The sequence below is a fragment of the Candidatus Binatia bacterium genome (assembly GCA_036563615.1).
Taxonomy (GTDB): Bacteria; Desulfobacterota; Binatia; order UBA12015; family UBA12015; genus DATCMB01.
Genome location: DATCMB010000018.1, coordinates 123,683 through 141,970 on the forward strand (window position 1 = coordinate 123,683; position 18,288 = coordinate 141,970).

Annotated in this window: 17 protein-coding genes; 7 read left to right on the plus strand and 10 right to left on the minus strand. The window is 71.4% G+C overall.

What is annotated here, in order from left to right:
- Positions 1 to 52: 52 nt before the first annotated feature.
- Positions 53 to 421: a hypothetical protein gene (locus VIS07_14655; GenBank protein ID HEY8516746.1), complete on the plus strand. Its 369-nt coding sequence runs from the start codon at positions 53 to 55 to the stop codon at positions 419 to 421.
- 30 nt (positions 422 to 451) lie between these two features.
- On the opposite strand, the gene VIS07_14660 is transcribed toward VIS07_14655, so the two are convergent.
- The 4 genes from VIS07_14660 to VIS07_14675 are packed head-to-tail and all read right to left on the minus strand — an operon-like array spanning position 452 to position 5,746.
- On the minus strand, positions 452 to 1,840 hold the full coding sequence (locus tag VIS07_14660; GenBank protein ID HEY8516747.1) for an FAD-binding oxidoreductase: 1,389 nt from the start codon (positions 1,838 to 1,840) through the stop codon (positions 452 to 454).
- A gap of 46 nt (positions 1,841 to 1,886) precedes the next feature.
- Positions 1,887 to 2,849 (minus strand): lysylphosphatidylglycerol synthase transmembrane domain-containing protein, encoded by a 963-nt coding sequence (locus VIS07_14665; protein ID HEY8516748.1) that lies wholly within the window; start codon positions 2,847 to 2,849, stop codon positions 1,887 to 1,889.
- 50 nt (positions 2,850 to 2,899) lie between these two features.
- A complete protein-coding gene (locus VIS07_14670; GenBank protein ID HEY8516749.1) occupies positions 2,900 to 4,048 on the minus strand; it encodes an epoxide hydrolase in 1,149 nt (382 codons plus the stop codon).
- A 48-nt stretch (positions 4,049 to 4,096) separates the two neighbouring features.
- A complete protein-coding gene (locus VIS07_14675) occupies positions 4,097 to 5,746 on the minus strand; it encodes a DUF748 domain-containing protein (GenBank protein HEY8516750.1) in 1,650 nt (549 codons plus the stop codon).
- Between the two features lie 103 nt (positions 5,747 to 5,849).
- Between VIS07_14675 and VIS07_14680 the strand changes: the two genes are divergently transcribed.
- A complete protein-coding gene (locus VIS07_14680) occupies positions 5,850 to 6,296 on the plus strand; it encodes a hypothetical protein (GenBank protein ID HEY8516751.1) in 447 nt (148 codons plus the stop codon).
- A gap of 93 nt (positions 6,297 to 6,389) precedes the next feature.
- Here the strand turns inward: VIS07_14680 and VIS07_14685 are convergent, their stop codons facing one another.
- The 3 genes from VIS07_14685 to VIS07_14695 form a co-directional block, all read right to left on the minus strand.
- The gene (locus VIS07_14685; protein HEY8516752.1) at positions 6,390 to 8,294 is read right to left on the minus strand and encodes a ferrous iron transporter B; all 1,905 of its coding nucleotides are present in this window, start codon (positions 8,292 to 8,294) and stop codon (positions 6,390 to 6,392) included.
- Entirely contained in the window at positions 8,291 to 8,551 is a 261-nt protein-coding gene (locus tag VIS07_14690) for a ferrous iron transport protein A (GenBank protein ID HEY8516753.1), read from the minus strand. Before VIS07_14690 ends, VIS07_14685 begins: the two co-directional genes overlap by 4 nt.
- Positions 8,552 to 8,670: 119 nt before the next feature.
- The gene (locus tag VIS07_14695; GenBank protein HEY8516754.1) at positions 8,671 to 10,311 is read right to left on the minus strand and encodes a hypothetical protein; all 1,641 of its coding nucleotides are present in this window, start codon (positions 10,309 to 10,311) and stop codon (positions 8,671 to 8,673) included.
- Between the two features lie 408 nt (positions 10,312 to 10,719).
- On the opposite strand from VIS07_14695, the gene VIS07_14700 reads away from it, so the two are divergent.
- The 5 genes from VIS07_14700 to VIS07_14720 are packed head-to-tail and all read left to right on the plus strand — an operon-like array spanning position 10,720 to position 15,152.
- Entirely contained in the window at positions 10,720 to 11,583 is an 864-nt protein-coding gene (locus tag VIS07_14700) for an ABC transporter substrate-binding protein (protein ID HEY8516755.1), read from the plus strand.
- Positions 11,580 to 12,626 carry an iron ABC transporter permease gene (locus VIS07_14705; protein ID HEY8516756.1) on the plus strand — a complete coding sequence of 349 codons (1,047 nt, stop codon included), beginning with the start codon at positions 11,580 to 11,582 and terminating at the stop codon, positions 12,624 to 12,626. Before VIS07_14700 ends, VIS07_14705 begins: the two co-directional genes overlap by 4 nt.
- The gene (locus tag VIS07_14710) at positions 12,623 to 13,426 is read left to right on the plus strand and encodes an ABC transporter ATP-binding protein (GenBank protein HEY8516757.1); all 804 of its coding nucleotides are present in this window, start codon (positions 12,623 to 12,625) and stop codon (positions 13,424 to 13,426) included. The genes VIS07_14705 and VIS07_14710 overlap by 4 nt, the downstream gene beginning before the upstream one ends.
- Before the next feature lie 21 nt (positions 13,427 to 13,447).
- Positions 13,448 to 14,089 (plus strand): hypothetical protein, encoded by a 642-nt coding sequence (locus VIS07_14715; protein HEY8516758.1) that lies wholly within the window; start codon positions 13,448 to 13,450, stop codon positions 14,087 to 14,089.
- A gap of 22 nt (positions 14,090 to 14,111) precedes the next feature.
- Positions 14,112 to 15,152: a methyltransferase gene (locus tag VIS07_14720; protein ID HEY8516759.1), complete on the plus strand. Its 1,041-nt coding sequence runs from the start codon at positions 14,112 to 14,114 to the stop codon at positions 15,150 to 15,152.
- 6 nt (positions 15,153 to 15,158) lie between these two features.
- On the opposite strand, the gene VIS07_14725 is transcribed toward VIS07_14720, so the two are convergent.
- The 3 genes from VIS07_14725 to VIS07_14735 all read right to left on the minus strand — a co-directional run bounded on the left by VIS07_14725 (position 15,159) and on the right by VIS07_14735 (position 17,912).
- On the minus strand, positions 15,159 to 17,351 hold the full coding sequence (locus VIS07_14725; protein ID HEY8516760.1) for a TonB-dependent receptor: 2,193 nt from the start codon (positions 17,349 to 17,351) through the stop codon (positions 15,159 to 15,161).
- Between the two features lie 115 nt (positions 17,352 to 17,466).
- Complete coding sequence (locus tag VIS07_14730) at positions 17,467 to 17,697, minus strand: hypothetical protein (protein ID HEY8516761.1); 231 nt, start codon at positions 17,695 to 17,697, stop codon at positions 17,467 to 17,469.
- Complete coding sequence (locus VIS07_14735; GenBank protein ID HEY8516762.1) at positions 17,694 to 17,912, minus strand: hypothetical protein; 219 nt, start codon at positions 17,910 to 17,912, stop codon at positions 17,694 to 17,696. Before VIS07_14735 ends, VIS07_14730 begins: the two co-directional genes overlap by 4 nt.
- Positions 17,913 to 18,288: the final 376 nt, after the last annotated feature.

Below are 18,288 nucleotides of genomic sequence, written 5' to 3' on the forward strand. Positions count from 1 at the left end.
GGCGACCCGGCCTAAGCTCGCCCGTCGCCGGACGGGCGACAGGGGGGGGCCCGTGCCGTCCTCGAAGAAGATCGCCAACCGGACGCTGGTCGAGACCGTGCTGCTCCCCGCAGCGCTGGTGGTGCTCGGCTACGTGATCCTGCGGGCGACGGACGGCGCGTGGTGGGGCGTCGTGGTCTGGGTGCTGCTCGCACCCGTGAGCTACTTCGTCGTGCAGCTCGTCCTGCTCGGCGGCAAGCGCGCTCCGACGGTCGGAAGCGCGACGCGCATGCGCGTCGTTTCGTCGGCGGGACGACAGCCGTCGCAGAGCAGCGCCAGCGTCGCCGACAAGCCCGCGCACGAGCGCTGGGCGGACCAGCGCGACGTCTCGGCGGGCGTCGAGATCCTGCGACGCGGCCGACGCTACGACCGTCGCCGCTGAACGATCCTCGCCGCTGAAGCGGGCCGACGCTCAGCTCGCGAACAGCACGCCCGGGTTCAGGATGCCGTGCGGATCGAGCGCGCGCTTCGCCGCGCGCATGGCCGCGAGCTCGCCGGCGCTGCGCACCAGCTCGAGCTCGCCGACCTTCGCGACGCCGATGCCGTGCTCGGCCGCGATCGTGCCGCCCGCGTCGGCGGCGAGGCGCAGGACCGCGCGGTCGACGGCGTCGTCCTCCGGTCCGAGGCCGAGCACGTTGACGTGCAGGTTGCCGTCGCCGAGGTGGCCGAAGATCAGCGCCTGCGCGTGCGGCGCGAGCGCCGCGACCTGAGCGCGGACGTCGGCCACGAAGCGCGGCACGGCGGCGAGCGGCACGGCGACGTCGAGCTTGTGCGGTACGCCCGCCGCGTTGATCGCCTCGCTGATCGCTTCGCGGTAGCGCCACAGGCGGCGCACGCCGGCCTCGTCGTCGGCGACGGCGCTGCCTCGCAGCAGGTCGTCGCACGCGGTCACGGCGGCGACCAGCTCGTCGAGCGGGCTCGTGCGTCCGGCGCATTCGATCAGCACCGCGGCGGGCGGCGTCGACGCGAACGGCGCGGGCAGGCCGAGCCGCTCGACGACCAGCTCGACGCACTCGCCGAACGCGATCTCGAGCGCGCTCAGCGAGGCGAGCGTGCCGCGCGTGCGGCGCACGAGCTCGACCGCGGCTTCCGCGCCGTCGACCGCGAGCAGCGCCACCGCGCGCGCCGGCAAGGCCGGCGTCAAGCGCAAGTGCGCGCGCGTGATCACGCCGAGCGTCCCTTCGCTGCCGGCGAGCAGCGCGGCGAGGTGGTAGCCCGCGTTGTCCTTGCGCAGCGCGGGCAGGCGACCGACGGTCGTGCCGTCGGCGAGCACCGCTTCGAGGCCGATCACCTGCTCGGCCATCATGCCGTGGCGCAGCACGTGGACGCCGCCGGCGTTGGTTGCGACCATGCCGCCGATCGTGCAGCTCTCGCGTGGCGCGATGTCGACGCCGAAGTCGAAGCCGGCCGCGCGCGCCGCCTGCTGCAGGCGCGCGAGCGTCACGCCGGCGCCGACGATCGCCTCGCCGGTGGCCGGGTCGACGACGCACTCCGCGGCGAGCCCCGTCGTGCTCAGCACGAGCTCGCCGTCGCGCGGCACGCTGCCGCCGACGAGCCCGGTGTTGCCGCCCTGCGGAACGACCGGCACGCGGGACGCGGCGCAAGCGCGCAGCACCTCTGCGACCTGCTCCGTGCTGCGCGGCCGGACCACCGCGCAGGCGCGGCCGCGGAAGCGGCGCGTCCAGTCGGTCTCGTACGACGCCGTCAGCTCGGGGTCGGTGAGGACGTCGTGCTCGCCGAGGGCGCGCACGAGCCGCGCGTGCAGGTCGCGGGGCACCTCGGCGGTGTGCGTCGCGGGCATTCGTTCGGGATGTTGCTCCGCGACGCGCGCGTCCGCAACGCGACCGCTAGGACGCGGGACGCCGCAGCGGCGGCATCGTGTCGCTCAGCGCGTAGACCACGCCGCCGGCGAGCCCGCCCAGCGCCGCCACCGCCCACCACAGGAGCCCGAGCGCGATCGCGTCGTCCGCGCTGATGCCGCCGTACGGCAGCAGCGCGGCGTACGCCGCCTCGCGCAGACCGAAGCCGCCGATCGTGAACGGCATCGCCGCCGCGAGCGCGACCAGCGGGTGGTACATCGCGACGAAGCCGAACGGCACGTCGAGGCCGAGCGCGTCGGTGAGCAGCTTCTGGCTCACGATCTGCACGACGTGCACGACGATCGACAGCACGGCGGCGTTGAGCAGCAGCCGCGGGTCGCGGAAGTACGGCAGCAGATCTTCCTCGACGAGCCGACGCCAGCGCTGCCCCGGCGGCAGCAGTCGAACGACGAGCGGGATCGAGAACCAGCCTGCCGTCAATCCCAAACACACGACCAGCACGAAGAGCTCGAGGACGATCGGCAGGTCCGCGTTCGGTCCGACGAGCGCGACCGCCGCGACCGCGGCCAGCATGACGACGCCGATCAGGCGGTCGAAGAGCACGGTCGAGAACGCGGCCGCGCGTCCCGGCGGGCGGTTCCCGAGGTAGAGCGCGCGCGACGCGTCCGAGCCGAGCGTGCTCGGCACGACGAGCCCGAAGAACATGCCGATCGCGTAGAAGCGCAGGCTCTCGCCGAGATCGAAGGCGAAGCCGACGCCGCGCGCGAGGTTGCGCCAGCGCAGCGCGCTCACCGCCTGGCTCACCAGGTAGACCGCGAAGGCGGCGAGAAAGAAGCCCGGCGTCGCGCGCAGACAGACGCGCAGGATCTCGCGGAAGTCGAAGCGCGTGAACAGGAGCGCGAGGAGCCCCGCGCTCACCGCGACGCGCAGCAAGGTCTTGAGCCGCGCGCGCGCCACGCGGCTGTCGCTCTTCGACGCGGTCTCGCTCACGTCGCTGCTTCGGGCGTTCTCTTCGGCGCGCGCGGCGGGCTGCGGACGGATCAGCGCAGCGGACGGAAGAAGGCGCGGATGTCCTCGACCAGCGCCTCCGGCTCCTCCATCGCCGCGAAGTGGCCGCCCGACGGGAAGCGCGTCCAGCGCTGCACGTTGTACATCTTCTCCGCCCAGGCGCGCGGCGGACGGACGATCTCCTTCGGGAAGATCGCGCAGCCGGTCGGCACCTCGACGCGGAAGTCGCGCGGCGGGAACTTCCCGGCGCGCATGGTCTCGCAGTACAGGCGGATCGAGGAGTTCGCGGTCTCGGTCGCCCAGTAGAACATGATGTTCGTCAGCAGCTCGTCCTTGCTGAAGCGCTTGAACGGATCGCCGCCGCAGTCGCTCCAGGAGTGGAACTTCTCGAGGATCCACGCCGCGAGGCCTGCGGGCGAGTCGTTGAGCGCGTAGGACAGCGTCTGCGGCTTCGTGCCCTGGATCTGCTGGTAGGCGGTCTCGTTCTGCAGGAACTGCCCCATCTCCATCAGCGCGGGCAGCTCGTCCTCGGTCGCGCCCTCGAGCGGATTGTCCGGGTTCGGCGGGAACGCGATCACCATGTTGAGGTGGATGCCGATCACCTGCGGCGCGTGACGCAAGCCGAGGTAGGTCGTCACCATCGCGCCCCAGTCGCCGCCCTGCGCGCCGAAGCGCTCGTAGCCGAGGCCGCGCATCAGCTCCGCCCACAGCGCGGCGATGCGCTCGGGATCCATGCCGGGCTCCGTCGGACGGTCGGAGAAGCCGTAGCCGGGCATCGACGGGCAGACGACGTGGAAGGCGTCTGCGGGGTCACCACCGTACTTCGCCGGATCGCTGAGCGGACCGATGATCTTCTGGAACTCGCTGATCGAGCCCGGCCAGCCGTGCGTGATGACGAGCGGCAGCGGCTTCGGTCCGACGCCGCGCTCGTGGATGAAGTGGATCTTGAGCCCGCCGACCTTGGCGCGGAACTGCTGGAACTGGTTGAGCCGCGCCTCGGCCGCACGCCAGTCGAACTGGTCGCGCCAGTACGCGACCAGCTCGCGCACGGCGTCGAGGTTCGTGCCGTAGCCCCAGCCCGAGCCGGGGATCTCGTCGGGAAAGCGCGTGCGCGCGAGGCGCTCGCGCAGGTCCGTCAAGACGGAATCCGCAACCGCGATGCGATAGGGCTCGATCTCCATCCGCCAAGGGCTGTCACGCGCGGACGGTGAACTCAAGCTGCTCGCGCGTCAGCCGCGGCCTCGTTGCTCGAGACCCGGCAGGATCGCCTGGAAGAAGGCGTTCTGGATGAGGTTGATGACGATCTCCCAAGTGCTGGTCTCGGGGTTCTCGATCGGACCCGAGAGATCCGTGCGCGTCGCGACCTCGTCGCGCGGCGTGTTCTCGAGCAGCTCGCCGATGCCGCCGACGATGCCCTCGTACGCTTGCTGGAAGACGTTGTCGTCGGCGTCCTGCTCGCGCGCATACACGTCGAGGTCGGCGAACAGCGGCTTGGCGTAGCCCTCGACGCGACCCTCCTGCACCTTGATTTCGCCGTAGAACGACAGGCGTCCCGCCTTGACGTCGAAGCCGCCGGTCGAGCGCAAGAGATCGTTCATCGTCGCGAGCTCGACGTCGCGGATCTCGATCAGGCTCTCGAACTCCGTGCGCTCGGCGGTCGGCTGGAAGGTCGCGTCGATGCGCGCGCTGCCGGTGCCCATGAGCGCGCCCTGCAGCTCGGCGCGTCCCGTGCGCTCGCGCTTCTGGTTGCTGAAGTCGCGCACGGTGACGTCGAGGTCGGTGACGAAGATCCGGTAGTTGGGATCCGCCTCGCGATCGACGTAGCCGACCTCGGCGTCGGCGACGCGCAATTCGTCCACGCGCACGACGGTCTCGGGCGCCTTCTTCGGATCGGTCGTGCCGCGCGCGACCTTGGCCGCGACGCGGTCGCCGCGCTCGGCGGCCGCGCCCTCGCGCACGTAGTCCGCGCGCAACCCGTCGAGGCGCACGTCGTCGAGCTCGACGACGCGTTTCTCGGGTCCGTACTCGATGCGTCCAGCGGCCGAGAGCGTTCCTGCTTCGAGCTGCAGCGCGTAGAGCTTGGCGAGCGGCGTGAGCTTCGCGAGCGGCAGGTCGTCGATCGACACCTCGCCGCGCACCGCCGCGAACGGCTCGGCGAGGAAGTCGGCGTCGCCGGAGAAGTCGACCGCCCCGTCGCCGAACACGACCGCGTCGAGCTCGAGCGACGACGGGTAGGACTCCTGCTCGTCGACGTTGCGGATGTTGCGCGCGACGAAGTCGAGCCGCTCGATCTGGATCGGCCCGAGGTCGCTGCCGTCGTCGTACGTGATCTTGCCGTCGCGGATGCGCAGCAGGTTGACCTCGAGCGGATAGATCTCGCGCGCCGCCTGCTGCCAGCCGCGCTCCTCGAGGTCGCGCTCGTCGCGCACCTCGCTGCGCGCCTGCGACAGATTGATGTGCAGCTCGGGCGAGTCGAACTCGAAGTCCGCGACGAGATCACCCGAGAGCAGCGCGCTCCACTGCACGCTCGCGGTGAGCGCGGGCAGCCGCACCATCGGTGGATCGGGGTGCGCGTCCTGGATCAGCACGACGTCCTCGAGGTCGAGCGAGAGGCCGATCGGGTGCAGGTCGAGCGCGCCGATCTTCACCTCGTAGCCGTCGAGCGCCGCGTTCACGCGACGCTCCATGCTGCGCCGCAGCGGCTCCTCGATCACGAACGCGACGACCAGCGCCGCGACCACGAGCAGCAGCGCGAGACCGAGCCCGAGGCTGGTCCACGGACGGCGGCGGAGAAACGAGCGGCTGCGTCCGCGCGCGCCGGAGGCCGACTCGACCTGCGGCTCGCGCGCCGCGCCCGGAAGAGGCTCGACGCGTTCCATGCGTCCTCGCGGTCCAAGACGCATGCCACGCGACGAGCCGTGGAATGGAACTTGCGCCGAGCAGCTCGATCCACGGCAAGGGCCCCGCAACGAGGAGAGTCAGATGAGAAGCTTTGCAAGCAAGGCGATCCTGCCGGTCGCGCTCGCCGCGACCATCGCCGTCGGCGGCCTCGCGTGGGCCGATGACGATCCGACCGCGGCGTCCCCGCCGACCGACGTCACCACGCCCCCACCCGGCGGCGAGAACCACCAGATGTACCAGTTCTACAGCGGCAACACGCCGGGCGACACGGGCTCGTTCGACGGCAAGATCGTCTGCCTGCGCTCGGATCGGAAGTTCGCGACCGCACCGAGCGAGGAGTGTGGCGACAAGAACCGGATCTACGCGCTCGACCTCGAGGACGTCGATCTGACGCAGCCGCTGCTCGCGGGCTCGGAGCAGGTCGAGCGTCAGCTGCGCGACAACCTCGGACGCGACGTCACGGTGCAGGGCAGGTACTACGAGTCGACGGGGATGATCCTCGCGGCGAGCGTCCTGCCGCGTGATTGACGTCGTGCGCGGCCGCGCTGCTCGAGCGCCGACGCGCGCACGTCGTCGGCGCTCGAGAGCGCTCCGGCGCCGACGTTTGTAGAACTTGCCGCGTCAGCCGAGCAGCGCGCGGCTCGCGTGGTAGGTGACGAAGCTTCCGATCCAGGCGAGCGTCAGCATGTAGGAGAACGCGAGCGCCGGCCACTTCCAGCTTCCCGTCTCGCGCGCCATGACGACGATCGTCGACGTGCACTGCAGCGCGAAGACGAAGAACACGAGCAGCGAGAGCGCGGTCGGCAGCGTGAACAGCGGCTCGCCCGTGCGCGGGTCGACGTCGGAGACGATCGCGTCGCGCAGCCCGGTGAAGTCCTCGTCGCTGACCGCGTAGATCTGCGCGAGCGTCGCGACGATCACCTCGCGCGCGGCGAGGCTCGCGACCAGTCCGACGCCGATCTTCCAGTCGAAGCCGAGCGGCGCGATCGCGGGCTCGATCGCGTGCCCGACGCGCGCCGCGATGCTCGCCTGCAGGTTGGCCTGCGCCTGCGCTTCGGGGGAGAGTGCCGGATCCGCGGGCGCCGTCGGGAAGTTGAGCAGCACCCACAGCACGATCGACGCCGTCAAGATGATCGTGCCCGCGCGCTTGAGGAACGCGCTCGCGCTGCCCCATACCTGGGTCGCAAGCAGACGCAGCGTCGGTAGGCGGTACGGCGGCAGCTCCATGTAGAAGACGGAGATCGTGCCGCGCAGCAGCGTCTTGTTCAGCAGCGCCGCCGAGGCGAGCGCGGTCACCGCGCCGAGCAGGTAGAGCCCGAACATCGTCAGACCCTGCGCGCCGATCGGACCGAGCACCGACTTCGCCGGCACGAACGCCGCGATCAGCAGCGTGTACACCGGAAGGCGCGCCGAGCAGGTCATGAACGGCGCGACCAGGATCGTCGCGAGACGCTCGCGCGGCGAGGCGATCGTGCGCGCCGCCATGATGCCGGGCACCGCGCAGGCGTAGCACGACAAGAGCGGCACGAAGCTCCGTCCCTGCAAGCCGACCCAGCCCATGACGCGATCGACGACGAAGGCGGCGCGCGCCATGTAGCCGACGTCGTTCAGGAAGTGCAGGAACGTGAACAGGATCACGATCTGCGGCAGGAAGATCAGCACCGAGCCGACGCCGGCGACGATGCCGTCCGCCCAGAGGTCGGTGAGCCAGCTCTCCGGCAGGTACTCGTGCGACAGCTCGCCGAGCGTCCCGAACGCGGCGTCGATCGCGTCCATCGCCGGCACGGCCCACGAGAAGATGCTCTGGAAGAGCAGCAGCGTGACGATCGCGAACACGGCGATGCCGGCGATCGGGTGCAGCAGCACGCGGTCGATGCGATCGGTGCGCGAGTCGGGAGCGAGCGCGCCAGCGCCGATCTCGCGACAGACCTGATCGACCCAGGCGAAGCGCTGCCCGGCGTCGTCTGCCGGCGGCAGCGTCGCGCGACGCGGCCAGGTCTCGGGCGACTCGAGAAACTTCTTCAGCTGCTCGAGGCCGACGCCGCGATGGCCGACGACGCCGACGACGTGGATGCCGAGGATGCGCGACAGCCGCATCAGGTCGAGCTTGCCGCCGCGCGCCTTGGCCTCGTCGATCATGGTGACGACGAGCAGCGTGGGCAGGCCGCGCTTCAGCACCTCGCGCACGAGCCCGAGGCCGCGCTGCAGCGTGGTCGCGTCCGCGACGACCAGCAGCGCATCGGGCATCGGCTCGCCTTCGAGGCGTCCGGCGAGGACTTCGGAGACGATCTTCTCGTCGGGCGTCTCGCCGTCGAGCGAGTAGGTGCCCGGCAGGTCGAGGATGTGGACGTCGCGCTGCGCGCCGACGAGCTTCCCGACCCGACGCTCGACGGTGACGCCGGGGTAGTTGCCGACCTTGGCGTTCGAGCCGGTCAGCGCGTTGAACAGGGTCGTCTTGCCGGTGTTGGGCGAGCCGACCAGCGCGATCCGGACCGGTGCGGTCGCGACCGCGGGCGCGACGCTCACGGCGCGCTCGTGCCCGCCGCGTTGGTCGTCGGCTCGACGCGCAACCCGGCGAGCTGCTGCGTGCGCAGGCACAGCCGGTAGCCGCGGATCTCGATCTCGACCGGATCGCCGAGCGGCGCGCGCCGCCGCACGACGAGCGGCGTGCCGGGGACGAAGCCGAGGTCTTGCAGGCGTTGCGGGATCTCGTCGCCGGGAAGCGGCGCGACGAGGCGCGCGGGCTGCCCGGGCGCGAGCTCGTTCAGCGGCAGGCTCTGCACCGAGGCCCCGCCCCCGTGTCGAAGATGATTCGCAATTTCATCAGCCCAGGTAAGGCCCGCGCTTGCGGGTGTCAAACCGGGGCCGCGCCGGATGGGCGCCGGCGCGGCCCCGCCTCCGATTACGGGGTCACGTGCGGCAGCAGGTAGCCGGTCGCGAACGTGCCCAGCGCCTCCGTGAAGAAGACGAGCCGGTTGTACGCGCCCGACGGGTCGGCGGCGAACAGCACGCTCCCCGCCTGCCCTGCCGCGGCCTCGCCGAGCACCGCCTCGAGGTGCGTCACCACGACGCCGTCCGCGGTGTACGCGTCGACCGCGAGCTGCTGGCCGTCGTTGCGCCGCGCCGTCAAGCGCCAGTGCGTGGTCGCGGCCTCGGCGGAGAAGGTCTCGCCCGGCACGTCGTTGAACGACAGGAAGATGAGCTGGTTGCCGCCGAGCTCCGGATCCTGCAGCGTCGCCGGGTCGTAGTACGTCGCCAGGCTGACCTGCTCGGGACGGATCGCGCGCAGAACCACGGTGTCGCCGTCGATCGGCGTGCCGACGGCCGGCGTGACGACGCCGCTCGCGCCGAGCTCGATCGCGGTGCGGCCGGCCGCGGGCGCGCCCCACGCCGCGCCCGTCGAGAGGTTCGCGACCGTGAAGTTGCCGGCGAGCGCGCGGCTCACGAGCGGCGTGCCCGACGGATCGACGACGGTCGCGAACGCGACGCCGTACTGCGCGGGCAGACCGCGGTCGCGCATCTCGCCGACGTCGAGCGTGCGCGTCGCGCCGGCGGCGAGCGTCACCGTGTCGCTGAACGGCGTGCCGAAGTCCGGGCCGTAGGCGACCACGTCGACCACGACCTCGTCGTCGCTCGTGTTGTGCAGGTTGAGGAACGTCGTGTAGCCGTCGCGCGCGTCGTAGTAGAACACGAGCTGGTCACCGCGCCCCTCGGGCAGCGGCGTGAACAGCGCGGACGCGATGTCGCCGGTGGGATGCGGCTGCGGCGCGCGCGTCGGCGTCGGCCGCGGCGTCGGCGTGCCGGGGCCGCCACCGCCCGGCGTCGGCGTCGGCTGCGGGGCGCCGGCCGTGGTCACGGTGAGGTAGGGCATCGTCGCGCCATTCACGCCCGGCGGGCCCGCGCCGTTGACCCCGAGGTCGTCGAGCGAGGTGCCGGTCGGGCTGTCGTCGGTCGACAGCACGATGCCGAGGTGCGTCGCGCCCGAGCCGAGCAGGCTCTTGACGGCCGAGGTCAGGTCGACGGTGAACTTCACCGGGCCGCTCGCGGAGAGGCTGTCGTCGGTGATCCCGCCGCCGACGTTCACCGTCGCGACCTGCGTGCCCTTGCCGAAATCCTCCAGCCCGGCCGTGCCGTCGCCGGCGTAGGTCTTGACGTAGATCCGCTCCGACGCGGTGCCGTCGAACGTCGTGCCCGGCCCGAAGGTCGACAGCACGTCGTCGATGTTGAAGGTCAGGATGGCGCTCTGCACGTCGCCCGCCGAGACGCCGGCGAGCGGCGCCAGCGGGAACTCGATGATCGCGCGCTCCTCGGTCGCGCCTTCCTTCAGGCCGACGGCGAGCGCGTTGCCGGCGGTGTCCGGATTGCCGTCGAGCGGCGCGATGCCGGGGAAGCCGTCGACCACGCCGTCGTACGACGTGCCGGGGGTGTTCTTGTCGATCGTGATCACCGCTGCTCGCGCGGCGAGCGGACAGGCCAGCATCAGCACGCCAGCGAGCATGCCCGCCACACGTCGCCAGCACTTCGTCGGGTTGGATCGCACCATCGGTTCGTTTCTCCTCTTCGAGCCCGGCCGAGCCGGGTAGGGATTCGCGTCGCGCGCCGAAGCGTCGCTGCAGGCTCTGGGCTCTCCACGGACCGCTGGCCGATCGGACCCCGGCTCAGGCCGAGTCGGGGTTGATTTTGAGAATCATTTTCAATTAGGAAGTAGTCGCCAGCCACCGACGAGTCAAGCCACGAACCACCACCGACGCCCGCGAGGCGCATGACGAACACGGCCCGGATCGCCGGGTCGCAACGGGAGAGCGCCACCGCGATGCGCCCAGCCGCACGACATCTGACCCTCGCCATCGACCTCGACCTCGGGTCCTCCGCCAGCGCCTTGCGCCCGAGCGCGCGGTGCGTCGCTCGCGTCGACCGGAGGCGGCCTGTCGCGCTTCTCGCGCTGGTCGCGTTGCTGCTGGGCGCCGGTGTCGCCGTTCCGGCCGCCGCCGCGGCGGCGCCGGTGCGGGTCGCGTCGCTCGTTCCGTTCGCCGCCGACGCGCTCGCGCGCGTGCCGGAGCACGCCGTGGTCGTCGCGACCGTGCGTCGCAGCATGACCGAGCCGGTGCCCGAAGGCGTGATCGACCTCGGCAGCCCGCACGCGCCGAGCTTCGAGCGCCTCGCCGAGAGCGGGGCGCAGCTCGTGGTCGCCGACGGAGCGATGCACGCGGCGCTCACCGAGCAGCTCGGACGCGGCGGGGCCGAGGTCCTGCTGCTCGACACCAACTCGGTCGCGAGCACGTTCGACGGCCTGCGCGAGCTCGGACGCCGCGTGGGCGCGGCGGACGCGATGGAGCAGGCGGTGCGCGACAGCGAGGCGTCGCTCGCGCGCGCCGCGCTGCCGACGCCGATCCCTACCCTGCCCTTCTTCGGCGCCCCCGGCAGCTTCCTCGTCATCACCGAGCGCACCTGGTTCGGCGACCTCCTCGGCAAGCTCAATTTTCAGAACCTCGCTGCGACCAGCACCGGGAAGGAGTCCTTTCCGGGCTACGTGCAGGTGAGCGACGAGCTGCTCGCGACGATGCAGCCGTCGCTGGTTCTGCTGGTGGCGCACGGCGACCCGGAGGCGATCCGCACCGCGTTCCTGCGGCGCGCGGACGCGCGCGGTCCCTGGAAGAGCTTTCAGCAGGCGGAGCACGGCGTGCACGTGCTCGACGCGCAGACCTTCGCGGCAAATCCGGGCCTCGCCATGCCCGAGGCGGCGCAGCGGCTGGTCCGCCTGGTCGCGCCCGCGACCGCGTCCGCTTCGCCGTCCATCGACACGTCCTCTCGATGAGCAGCCTCGCGCGGGTGTGGGCCGCGCGCGCCGTCGCGCGGCTCGAGATGCTGCGCGCGCGGGCTGCGGAGCGGCCGGGCGTCTGGGTGGCGATCCTCGCGCTCGCGCTCGGCGTCGCGCTCATCGCGGCGCTCGGCGTCGGCGCGGCGCGCCTGCCGATCGCCGACGTGCCGCGTGCGCTGCTCGACGCGGCGCACCCGCTGCACACCGCGCTCTGGCAGGTGCGCATGCCGCGCATCGCGACCGCCGCGCTGGTCGGCGCGTCGCTCGCCGTCGCCGGCGCGCTGCTGCAGACGGTGGTGCGCAACCCGCTCGCCGATCCGTCGCTGATCGGCGTCAGCGCCGGCGCGGGCGTCGCCGCGCTGCTCGGCATCGTGCTCCTGCCCGAGGTCTCGCTGGCGCTGCCCTTCCTCGCCTTCTTCGGCGCGCTCGCGTCGGCGGCCGTCGTGCTCGCCGTTGCGGAGACGGGGCCGCGCACGAAGGGTCCGCTGCGCATCATCCTCTCGGGTGTCGCGGTGCAGTCGGTGCTGTTCGCGTGCATCGCGCTGCTGACGTTCCTGTTCGCGGATCGCGCGCCGGCGTTCGTCGCGTTCACCGTCGGCTCGCTCGCGGGCTGCGGCTGGCGTGAGGTCCGCATCGTCGCGCTGCCGGCGGTGCTCGGCAGCGCGTGCGCGCTGCTCTCGGTGCGCGCGCTGGATCTGCTGCTGCTCGACGACGACTCGGCGAGCGGCGTCGGGCTCGGCGTGCGCCGGACGCGGGTGCTGGTGTCGTGTCTCGCGGCGCTGCTCGCGGCGGGCGCGGTCAGCGTCGCGGGGCTGGTCGGCTTCGTCGGGCTCGTGGTGCCGAACTGGATCCGGCTGCTCGTCGGACCGGAGCACGCGCGCTCGCTGGTGCTGTCGATGCTCGGCGGGGCGACGCTCGTCGTCGCGGCCGACGCCGCCGCGCGCACGCTCGCCGCACCGCTCGAGCTTCCCGTCGGCGCGCTGCTCGCGCTGATCGGCGGGCCGTACTTCCTCGCCATCCTCTGGCGGCGGGTGACATGACGGCTCTGCTCGAAGCGCGCGGTCTGCACCTGCGCCACCCGCGCGGCACGCGCGACGTCGTGCGCGACCTGAGCATCGCGATCGGCAAGAGCGAGATCGTCGCGCTCGTCGGTCCGAACGGCTCGGGCAAGTCGACGACGCTCGCGGCGCTCGGCGGAGCGCTCACGCCGCGTCTGGGAACCGTGCTGCTCGACGGCAAGGAGCTGCGCCGCTACGGACGCCGCGCGCTCGCCCGTCGTCTCGCGCGCCTGCCGCAGGAGCCGCAGTGCGCGGAAGGTCTCACCGTCGACGACCTGGTGCTGTGCGGTCGGCACGCGCACCGCGGCTGGCTCGAGATGCCGCGCACCGCGGACCGCAGCGCGGTGTCGGCGGCGATCCGCACGATGGGGCTCGCGGAGCTTCGCCACCGCCGCGTCGAGACGCTGTCCGGCGGCGAGCGGCGCCGCGCCTGGCTCGCGATGGTGCTCGCGCAGCGCGCCGAGCTGCTGCTGCTCGACGAGCCGACGGCGGCCCTCGACCTGCGTCACCAGCACGAGGTGCTCGACCTGCTCGTGCGCGTGAACCGCGAGCTCGGCACGAGCGTCGTGCTCGTCCTGCACGACCTCGAGCACGCCGCGCACGTCGCGCACCGGGTCGCCGTGCTGCACCGCGGCCGGATCTACGCGAGCGGACCGCCGGAGCAGGTGATCGTGCCGGAGATGCTGCAGGACGTGTTCGGCGTCGCGGCGCGCGTCGAGCACGAAAACGGACGGCTGCGGCTGCGTGTCGACGGGCCCGCCGACCCGATGCGCCGTTTGTGAGAGAAAGGAGAAACCAGACCCATGATCCGTCAAGCGCTGCGTCCCTGGAGCCGCACGACGATGCTGCCCGAGGAGTTCCTCGACTGGCAGGTGCGCCTGCGACGCTGGACGATGGAGGAGCGCAACGGCTCGCCGCACGTCGGCGTCGCGCCGCTGCTGCTGGTGCGCCGTCCGGGCGTCGGACCGGGTGCGAGCGCGCACGCGATCGTCTGCGGGCTGCTACCCGCGGAGGATCAGCTCGAGAAGAAGACCGCCGAGTTCCGCGCGATCTACGAGGGCGCCGCGGCGGAAGGGGCGCGCGCGATCTACGACCGCGGGATCGCGTACATGCGCGACTACTACACGAGCACGGAAGGCTTCGACCCGACCAGCATCACGACGCTGCTGCCGCGTGATTCGGCCGCTGTCGTCGCGCTCCGCGCCGACTTCCGCTGCGCGCTCGTGTTTCACGTCTTCGACATGGACGACAAGTCGGAGCTGTCGCGGCTGCGCTGCCAGCAGTTCAACTGCCGCGCCGAGATCCACGAGTCGGGGCCGGTCTACGAAAACGTGTGGTGGCACAACGCGCTCTTCCACGGCAAAGTGGAAGACCACGTGGTCGTTCGGTTCCGCCACCAGAGCAGCTACGACACGCTGTTCGGAGGTCTCGAAGCGCTGCGCTGAAGGCGCAGAAAGGAGGTCCGTCGTGGGGCAGCAGAGCGCGCAACCGGCGTTCCCGCCGCAGGCGGTCCTCTACCAGATTTCGGTCGGGCACTACGTGCCGCGCGCGCTGTACGTCGCGGCCAAGCTCGGCATCGCCGATCTGCTGCGCGACGGCCCGCGTCAGGCCGCGGATCTCGCGGCCGCGACCGGCACGAACGCGGGCGCGCTGCGCCGCGTCCTGCGTCTGCTCGCGAGTGTCGGCGTGTTCGACGAGGGCGACGATGGCTCCTTTGCCTTGACGGAGCTCTCGCAGTGCCTGCGCGACGACGTCCCGGGCAGCGCACGCAGCATGGTGCTGCTGTTCGCGGGTCCGCGCACGCAGGAGGCGTGGGCGGAGCTCGAGTACTGCGTCCGCACCGGCGCGCCTGCGTACCGCAAGCGTGGCGTCGTCGATCCGTTCGCCGACATGGCGAAGGACCCCGAGGCGACCGCAGTCTTCGACGCCGCGATGGCGGACGCGACGCGCATGACCGAGATGGCGGTCGCGGCGAGCTACGACTTCTCGAAGCTCGGCACGCTGATCGACGTCGGCGGCGGCAACGGCGCGCTGCTGATCGGCATTCTGTCCGCGCACCCGCACCTGCGCGGCGTGGTGATGGACCAGGCGCACGCGGTCGAGCGCGCGCGCCGGCAGATCGCCGCCGCGGGCCTCGACGAGCGCTGCACCGCCGTCGCCGGCGACTTCTTCGCCCGCGTCCCCGGCGGCGGCGACGCCTACCTGCTGAAGCACGTCCTCCACGACTGGGACGACGAGCGCGCCGCCGCGATCCTGCGCTGCTGCCGCCGCGCGATGCGCGGCGACGCGAAGCTGCTCGTGATCGAGGGCGTCTATCCGCCGCGGATCGACCGCTCGTGGGCGAGCCGGGGGGCCGCGGCCAACGACGTCAACATGCTGGTGAACACCGGCGGCCGTCAGCGCTCGGAAGAGGAGTTCCGCGCGCTGTACGAGGCCGCCGGCTTCAAGCTCGAGCGCGTCCTGCCGACCCCCGCCAACGTCTGCGTGATCGAGGGGCGGCCGCGCTGATCGATCTCAGAACTTGTAGGTCACGCCGCCGAGGAAGGTCGCGCGCGTCGAGAGCTGACGCGCATCCCCGGCGACCGCGACGCCTTCGAGCACCTCGTCGAAGACGTTCAGGCCCTGCGCGAACACCGCCACGCCCTCGAGCCAGCTCGGGGACTCGGCGCCGAGCAGACGCACCAGCCCGGGCAGCTTCTGCGACAGCTTGAAGTTCCAGAACCAGTGCGAGGGGATGCGTCCCTCCTCGGTGTTGCCGAGGTCGGCGTAGCTCACGTCCTCCCACTGACCCCAGATGCGCAGCGTCGTCCCGAAGTACGTGTGCGTGTAGGTGACCGACGGGATGGCGCGGTTCTTCGGCCGGAAGGGCAGCTGCTTGCCGTCCTCGCCGGGGATGCCGCTCTGGTTCTCGCTGTCGAGGAACCCGTATGCAATGCTGAGCTTGACCACGTGCGGGTCGCTGCCCTGTTCCCAGATCCAGTCGAGCGGGAAGAAGTCGAGGCCGAGGTCGAAGCCCTGCGTTCGCGCGCTCGAGACGTTGTCGAACGAGAAGATCGGTCCCTGCAGATCGGGGAACGGGTTCTTGAAGCCGGGGTTGCACATCGTCGGCGTCGGGCAGGCGACGACGTTGGCGATCAGGTTGTCGAAGTCGTGGCGGAACAGCACCAGGCTGCTGCGGATGCCGCGCCACGGCCGCCACGACGCCTCGAAGTTGAACGCGACGTCGGTCTCGGCCTTCAGGTTCGGGTTGCCGACGATGGCGTAGCCGGTCACGCGATTGCCGACGATCGCGACGTTGTTGATGTCGATGTCGTAGAGCTGCAGCAGGTCGGGCGCGCGGTAGCCGCGTCCGGCGGTGAAGCCGAAGCTCAGGTCGCTCGTCGGACGCCACATCAGCGTGCCGCGCGGATTGACCTCGAGGCCGTAGCGGTTGTGGTCGTCGAGGCTGAGGCCGAGGACCAGGCTCCACTGGTCGTGCAGGAAGATCTCGTCCTGCAGGAAGGGGCTCAGCTGCGTCGCGCTCGCGTCGATCGGCGGCGCGGTGATGCCGTCGTCGCCGCCGATCGTCTGTGACGGCGCGCTGAAGGTCTCGTAGCGGAAGCGCATGCCGGCGATCGGCAGGTGGCGCGTCGCGGCGAGGGTGAGCTCCGGCGCCGTCACGCGCGCCTCGGCCTCCCAGTCGGCGTAGTCGTTGTCCTCGACGAAGCCCTCGAGGTCGTTCTTGCGCTGGAAGCCGTAGCGGCTGCCCTCGAGGTCGACGTACCAGCCCTCGAACGGCTGCCAGTTCCAGAAGATCCCGTTGGTCAGGTCGTCCGAGTTGCTGAGCGGGTTGCGCTTCTTCAGGTAGTCGGTGGTGATGCGCAGCGACTGCGTCTCGGTCGGGTAGTCGAGGCGGACGAAGACGCTGTCGCGCTTCTGCGTGTCGTCGACGCGCTCGCCCGAGTACTGGTCGCTGATGTCGCCGAAGAGCTTGGCGATCGCGACCTCGTCGTGCTGCGCCGCGATGAAGTAGCGCACGGGACCCACGTGGTAGCCGTGGCTCACGTTGTAGAGCTGCTGCGAGAACGAGCCGCCCGCGGCGGTCGCGGCAAGCGAAAGATCCGGCGAGCCGGCGCGCGTGCGGATGTTGATCACGCCCGCCATCGCATCGCTGCCGTAGAGGCTCGAGGCCGGACCGCGGATGATCTCGACCTGCTCGATCGGCACGGTGGTGATGTCGCGCAGGTCGACGACGCCGTCGATGCCGCCGCGGAAGCGCTGTCCGTCGAGCAGGATCGCGACCTTGTTCGGATCCGCGCCCTGCATGCGCACGACGCTCGCGCCGAGCCCGAACTCCTGGTTCTGCTGCACGTAGAGGTCGGGGATCTGGCTCAGCACCTCCTCGATGTTGATGGTCGCCGTCTCCTCGATCTGCTTGCGCGGGATGACCTGCGTCGGGACCGGCGTCTCGTCGACGGGGTGCTCGGTCTTGGTGCCGGTGACGACGGTCTCGGCCATGAGGAACGAGGCGTCGAGGTCGGAGCCGGACGCCGTCGCATCCTCGGGAGCGGCCTCGGGCGCGCTCGTCTGCGCGGACGCCTCGTCGGAAGCCGCCTCGGGTGCCGTCGTCGCGAGCGCCGTGTCAATCACAAAGCACGCCAGCGAAACCAGGATGAGGCAAAGAGTCGGCGCGCAGCGCGTGCTCAGCCGGAAGAGGGTTGCAACCATCGCGGATCTTTCTTCAGCGAGAGAGGGCGGGCCGGGCGACCGCATGCCGCCCCGGCCCCGGGGACGAACGTCGAGCAGCGCAAGACGTTCGGAAACGGGCATCGCGCGGCGCCGCTCAGGGCGACTCGCGCTCGTGCGCGGTGGCCGAGTGCAGGGCGACGCGCCGAGCACCGGTCCACGGCACGAGCACGATGCGCTTGCAGCGGCGGCACTTGAGCTCGACGCCGCCGGCGGTGAGCTTGGCGAGCAGGTTGCCGCAGGCGCAGCGCGCGTCGCGCACGGCGCGCCGCCGCGCGCTGGTTGCCCCACCGCTCGGAGCGCTGCTCGGTGCCGCACGCTCGCTCATCGCGCGAGCCCCTCGAGCTGACGCGCGAGCGCGTCGAAGAACGCGACCGGCCCGCCGTCGCGCAGCGAGTCGTGGGTGACCGAGCCGTGCGGCCCGGTCGCCACCGTCACGACGAACGAGCCCTTGCCGTAGTCCGCGGGCACCGCGAGCAGCGCGGTGCGCTGCCGCGGACTGCGGGCTCGGTGCGGTGCTTGGTGGTGTCGGGTGATGGGCATGGCCAAGTCGTCTCCGCTTCCCGCGCGAGCGCACGCGTCGCCGCGCGCCTCGCGCGGAACCGTCGTGGCTCGGGGTTGCGACCGCTGGCCTGGGACCGAATCAATTGATTTTGAAAATCAATTTCAATGCGGTAGCCGCGTCTAGCAAGAGCGCGCGCGGCCTGTCAACGGCCCCGTGCGAGAGGAGCGCGACAGGCCGAAAGCCTCGTCATTTCAGGGCGTATTGGGAAGAGCGGACACGGGCTACAGAGCGAAAATGAGAATCAGTTTCACAAAGGCCGCTTCGTCACTCCGCGGCCACCAGCGGCCCACCAGCAGAAATCGACGGGCGCAGGTTGCCAGGATAACGCGCCGCGTTATGCTGCTCGGTGAAGGT

Excerpts from the sequence above, each read along its gene's own strand:
- VIS07_14660 (HEY8516747.1), bottom strand. The coding sequence starts at position 1,840 with ATGCCCGCGACGCACACCGCCGAGGTGCCCCGCGACCTGCACGCGCGG.
- VIS07_14670 (HEY8516749.1), bottom strand. The coding sequence starts at position 4,048 with ATGGAGATCGAGCCCTATCGCATCGCGGTTGCGGATTCCGTCTTGACG.
- VIS07_14675 (HEY8516750.1), bottom strand. The coding sequence starts at position 5,746 with ATGGAACGCGTCGAGCCTCTTCCGGGCGCGGCGCGCGAGCCGCAGGTC.
- VIS07_14680 (HEY8516751.1), top strand. The coding sequence starts at position 5,850 with ATGAGAAGCTTTGCAAGCAAGGCGATCCTGCCGGTCGCGCTCGCCGCG.
- VIS07_14695 (HEY8516754.1), bottom strand. The coding sequence starts at position 10,311 with ATGGTGCGATCCAACCCGACGAAGTGCTGGCGACGTGTGGCGGGCATG.
- VIS07_14705 (HEY8516756.1), top strand. The coding sequence starts at position 11,580 with ATGAGCAGCCTCGCGCGGGTGTGGGCCGCGCGCGCCGTCGCGCGGCTC.
- VIS07_14710 (HEY8516757.1), top strand. The coding sequence starts at position 12,623 with ATGACGGCTCTGCTCGAAGCGCGCGGTCTGCACCTGCGCCACCCGCGC.
- VIS07_14715 (HEY8516758.1), top strand. The coding sequence starts at position 13,448 with ATGATCCGTCAAGCGCTGCGTCCCTGGAGCCGCACGACGATGCTGCCC.
- VIS07_14725 (HEY8516760.1), bottom strand. The coding sequence starts at position 17,351 with ATGGTTGCAACCCTCTTCCGGCTGAGCACGCGCTGCGCGCCGACTCTT.
- VIS07_14730 (HEY8516761.1), bottom strand. The coding sequence starts at position 17,697 with ATGAGCGAGCGTGCGGCACCGAGCAGCGCTCCGAGCGGTGGGGCAACC.
- VIS07_14735 (HEY8516762.1), bottom strand. The coding sequence starts at position 17,912 with ATGCCCATCACCCGACACCACCAAGCACCGCACCGAGCCCGCAGTCCG.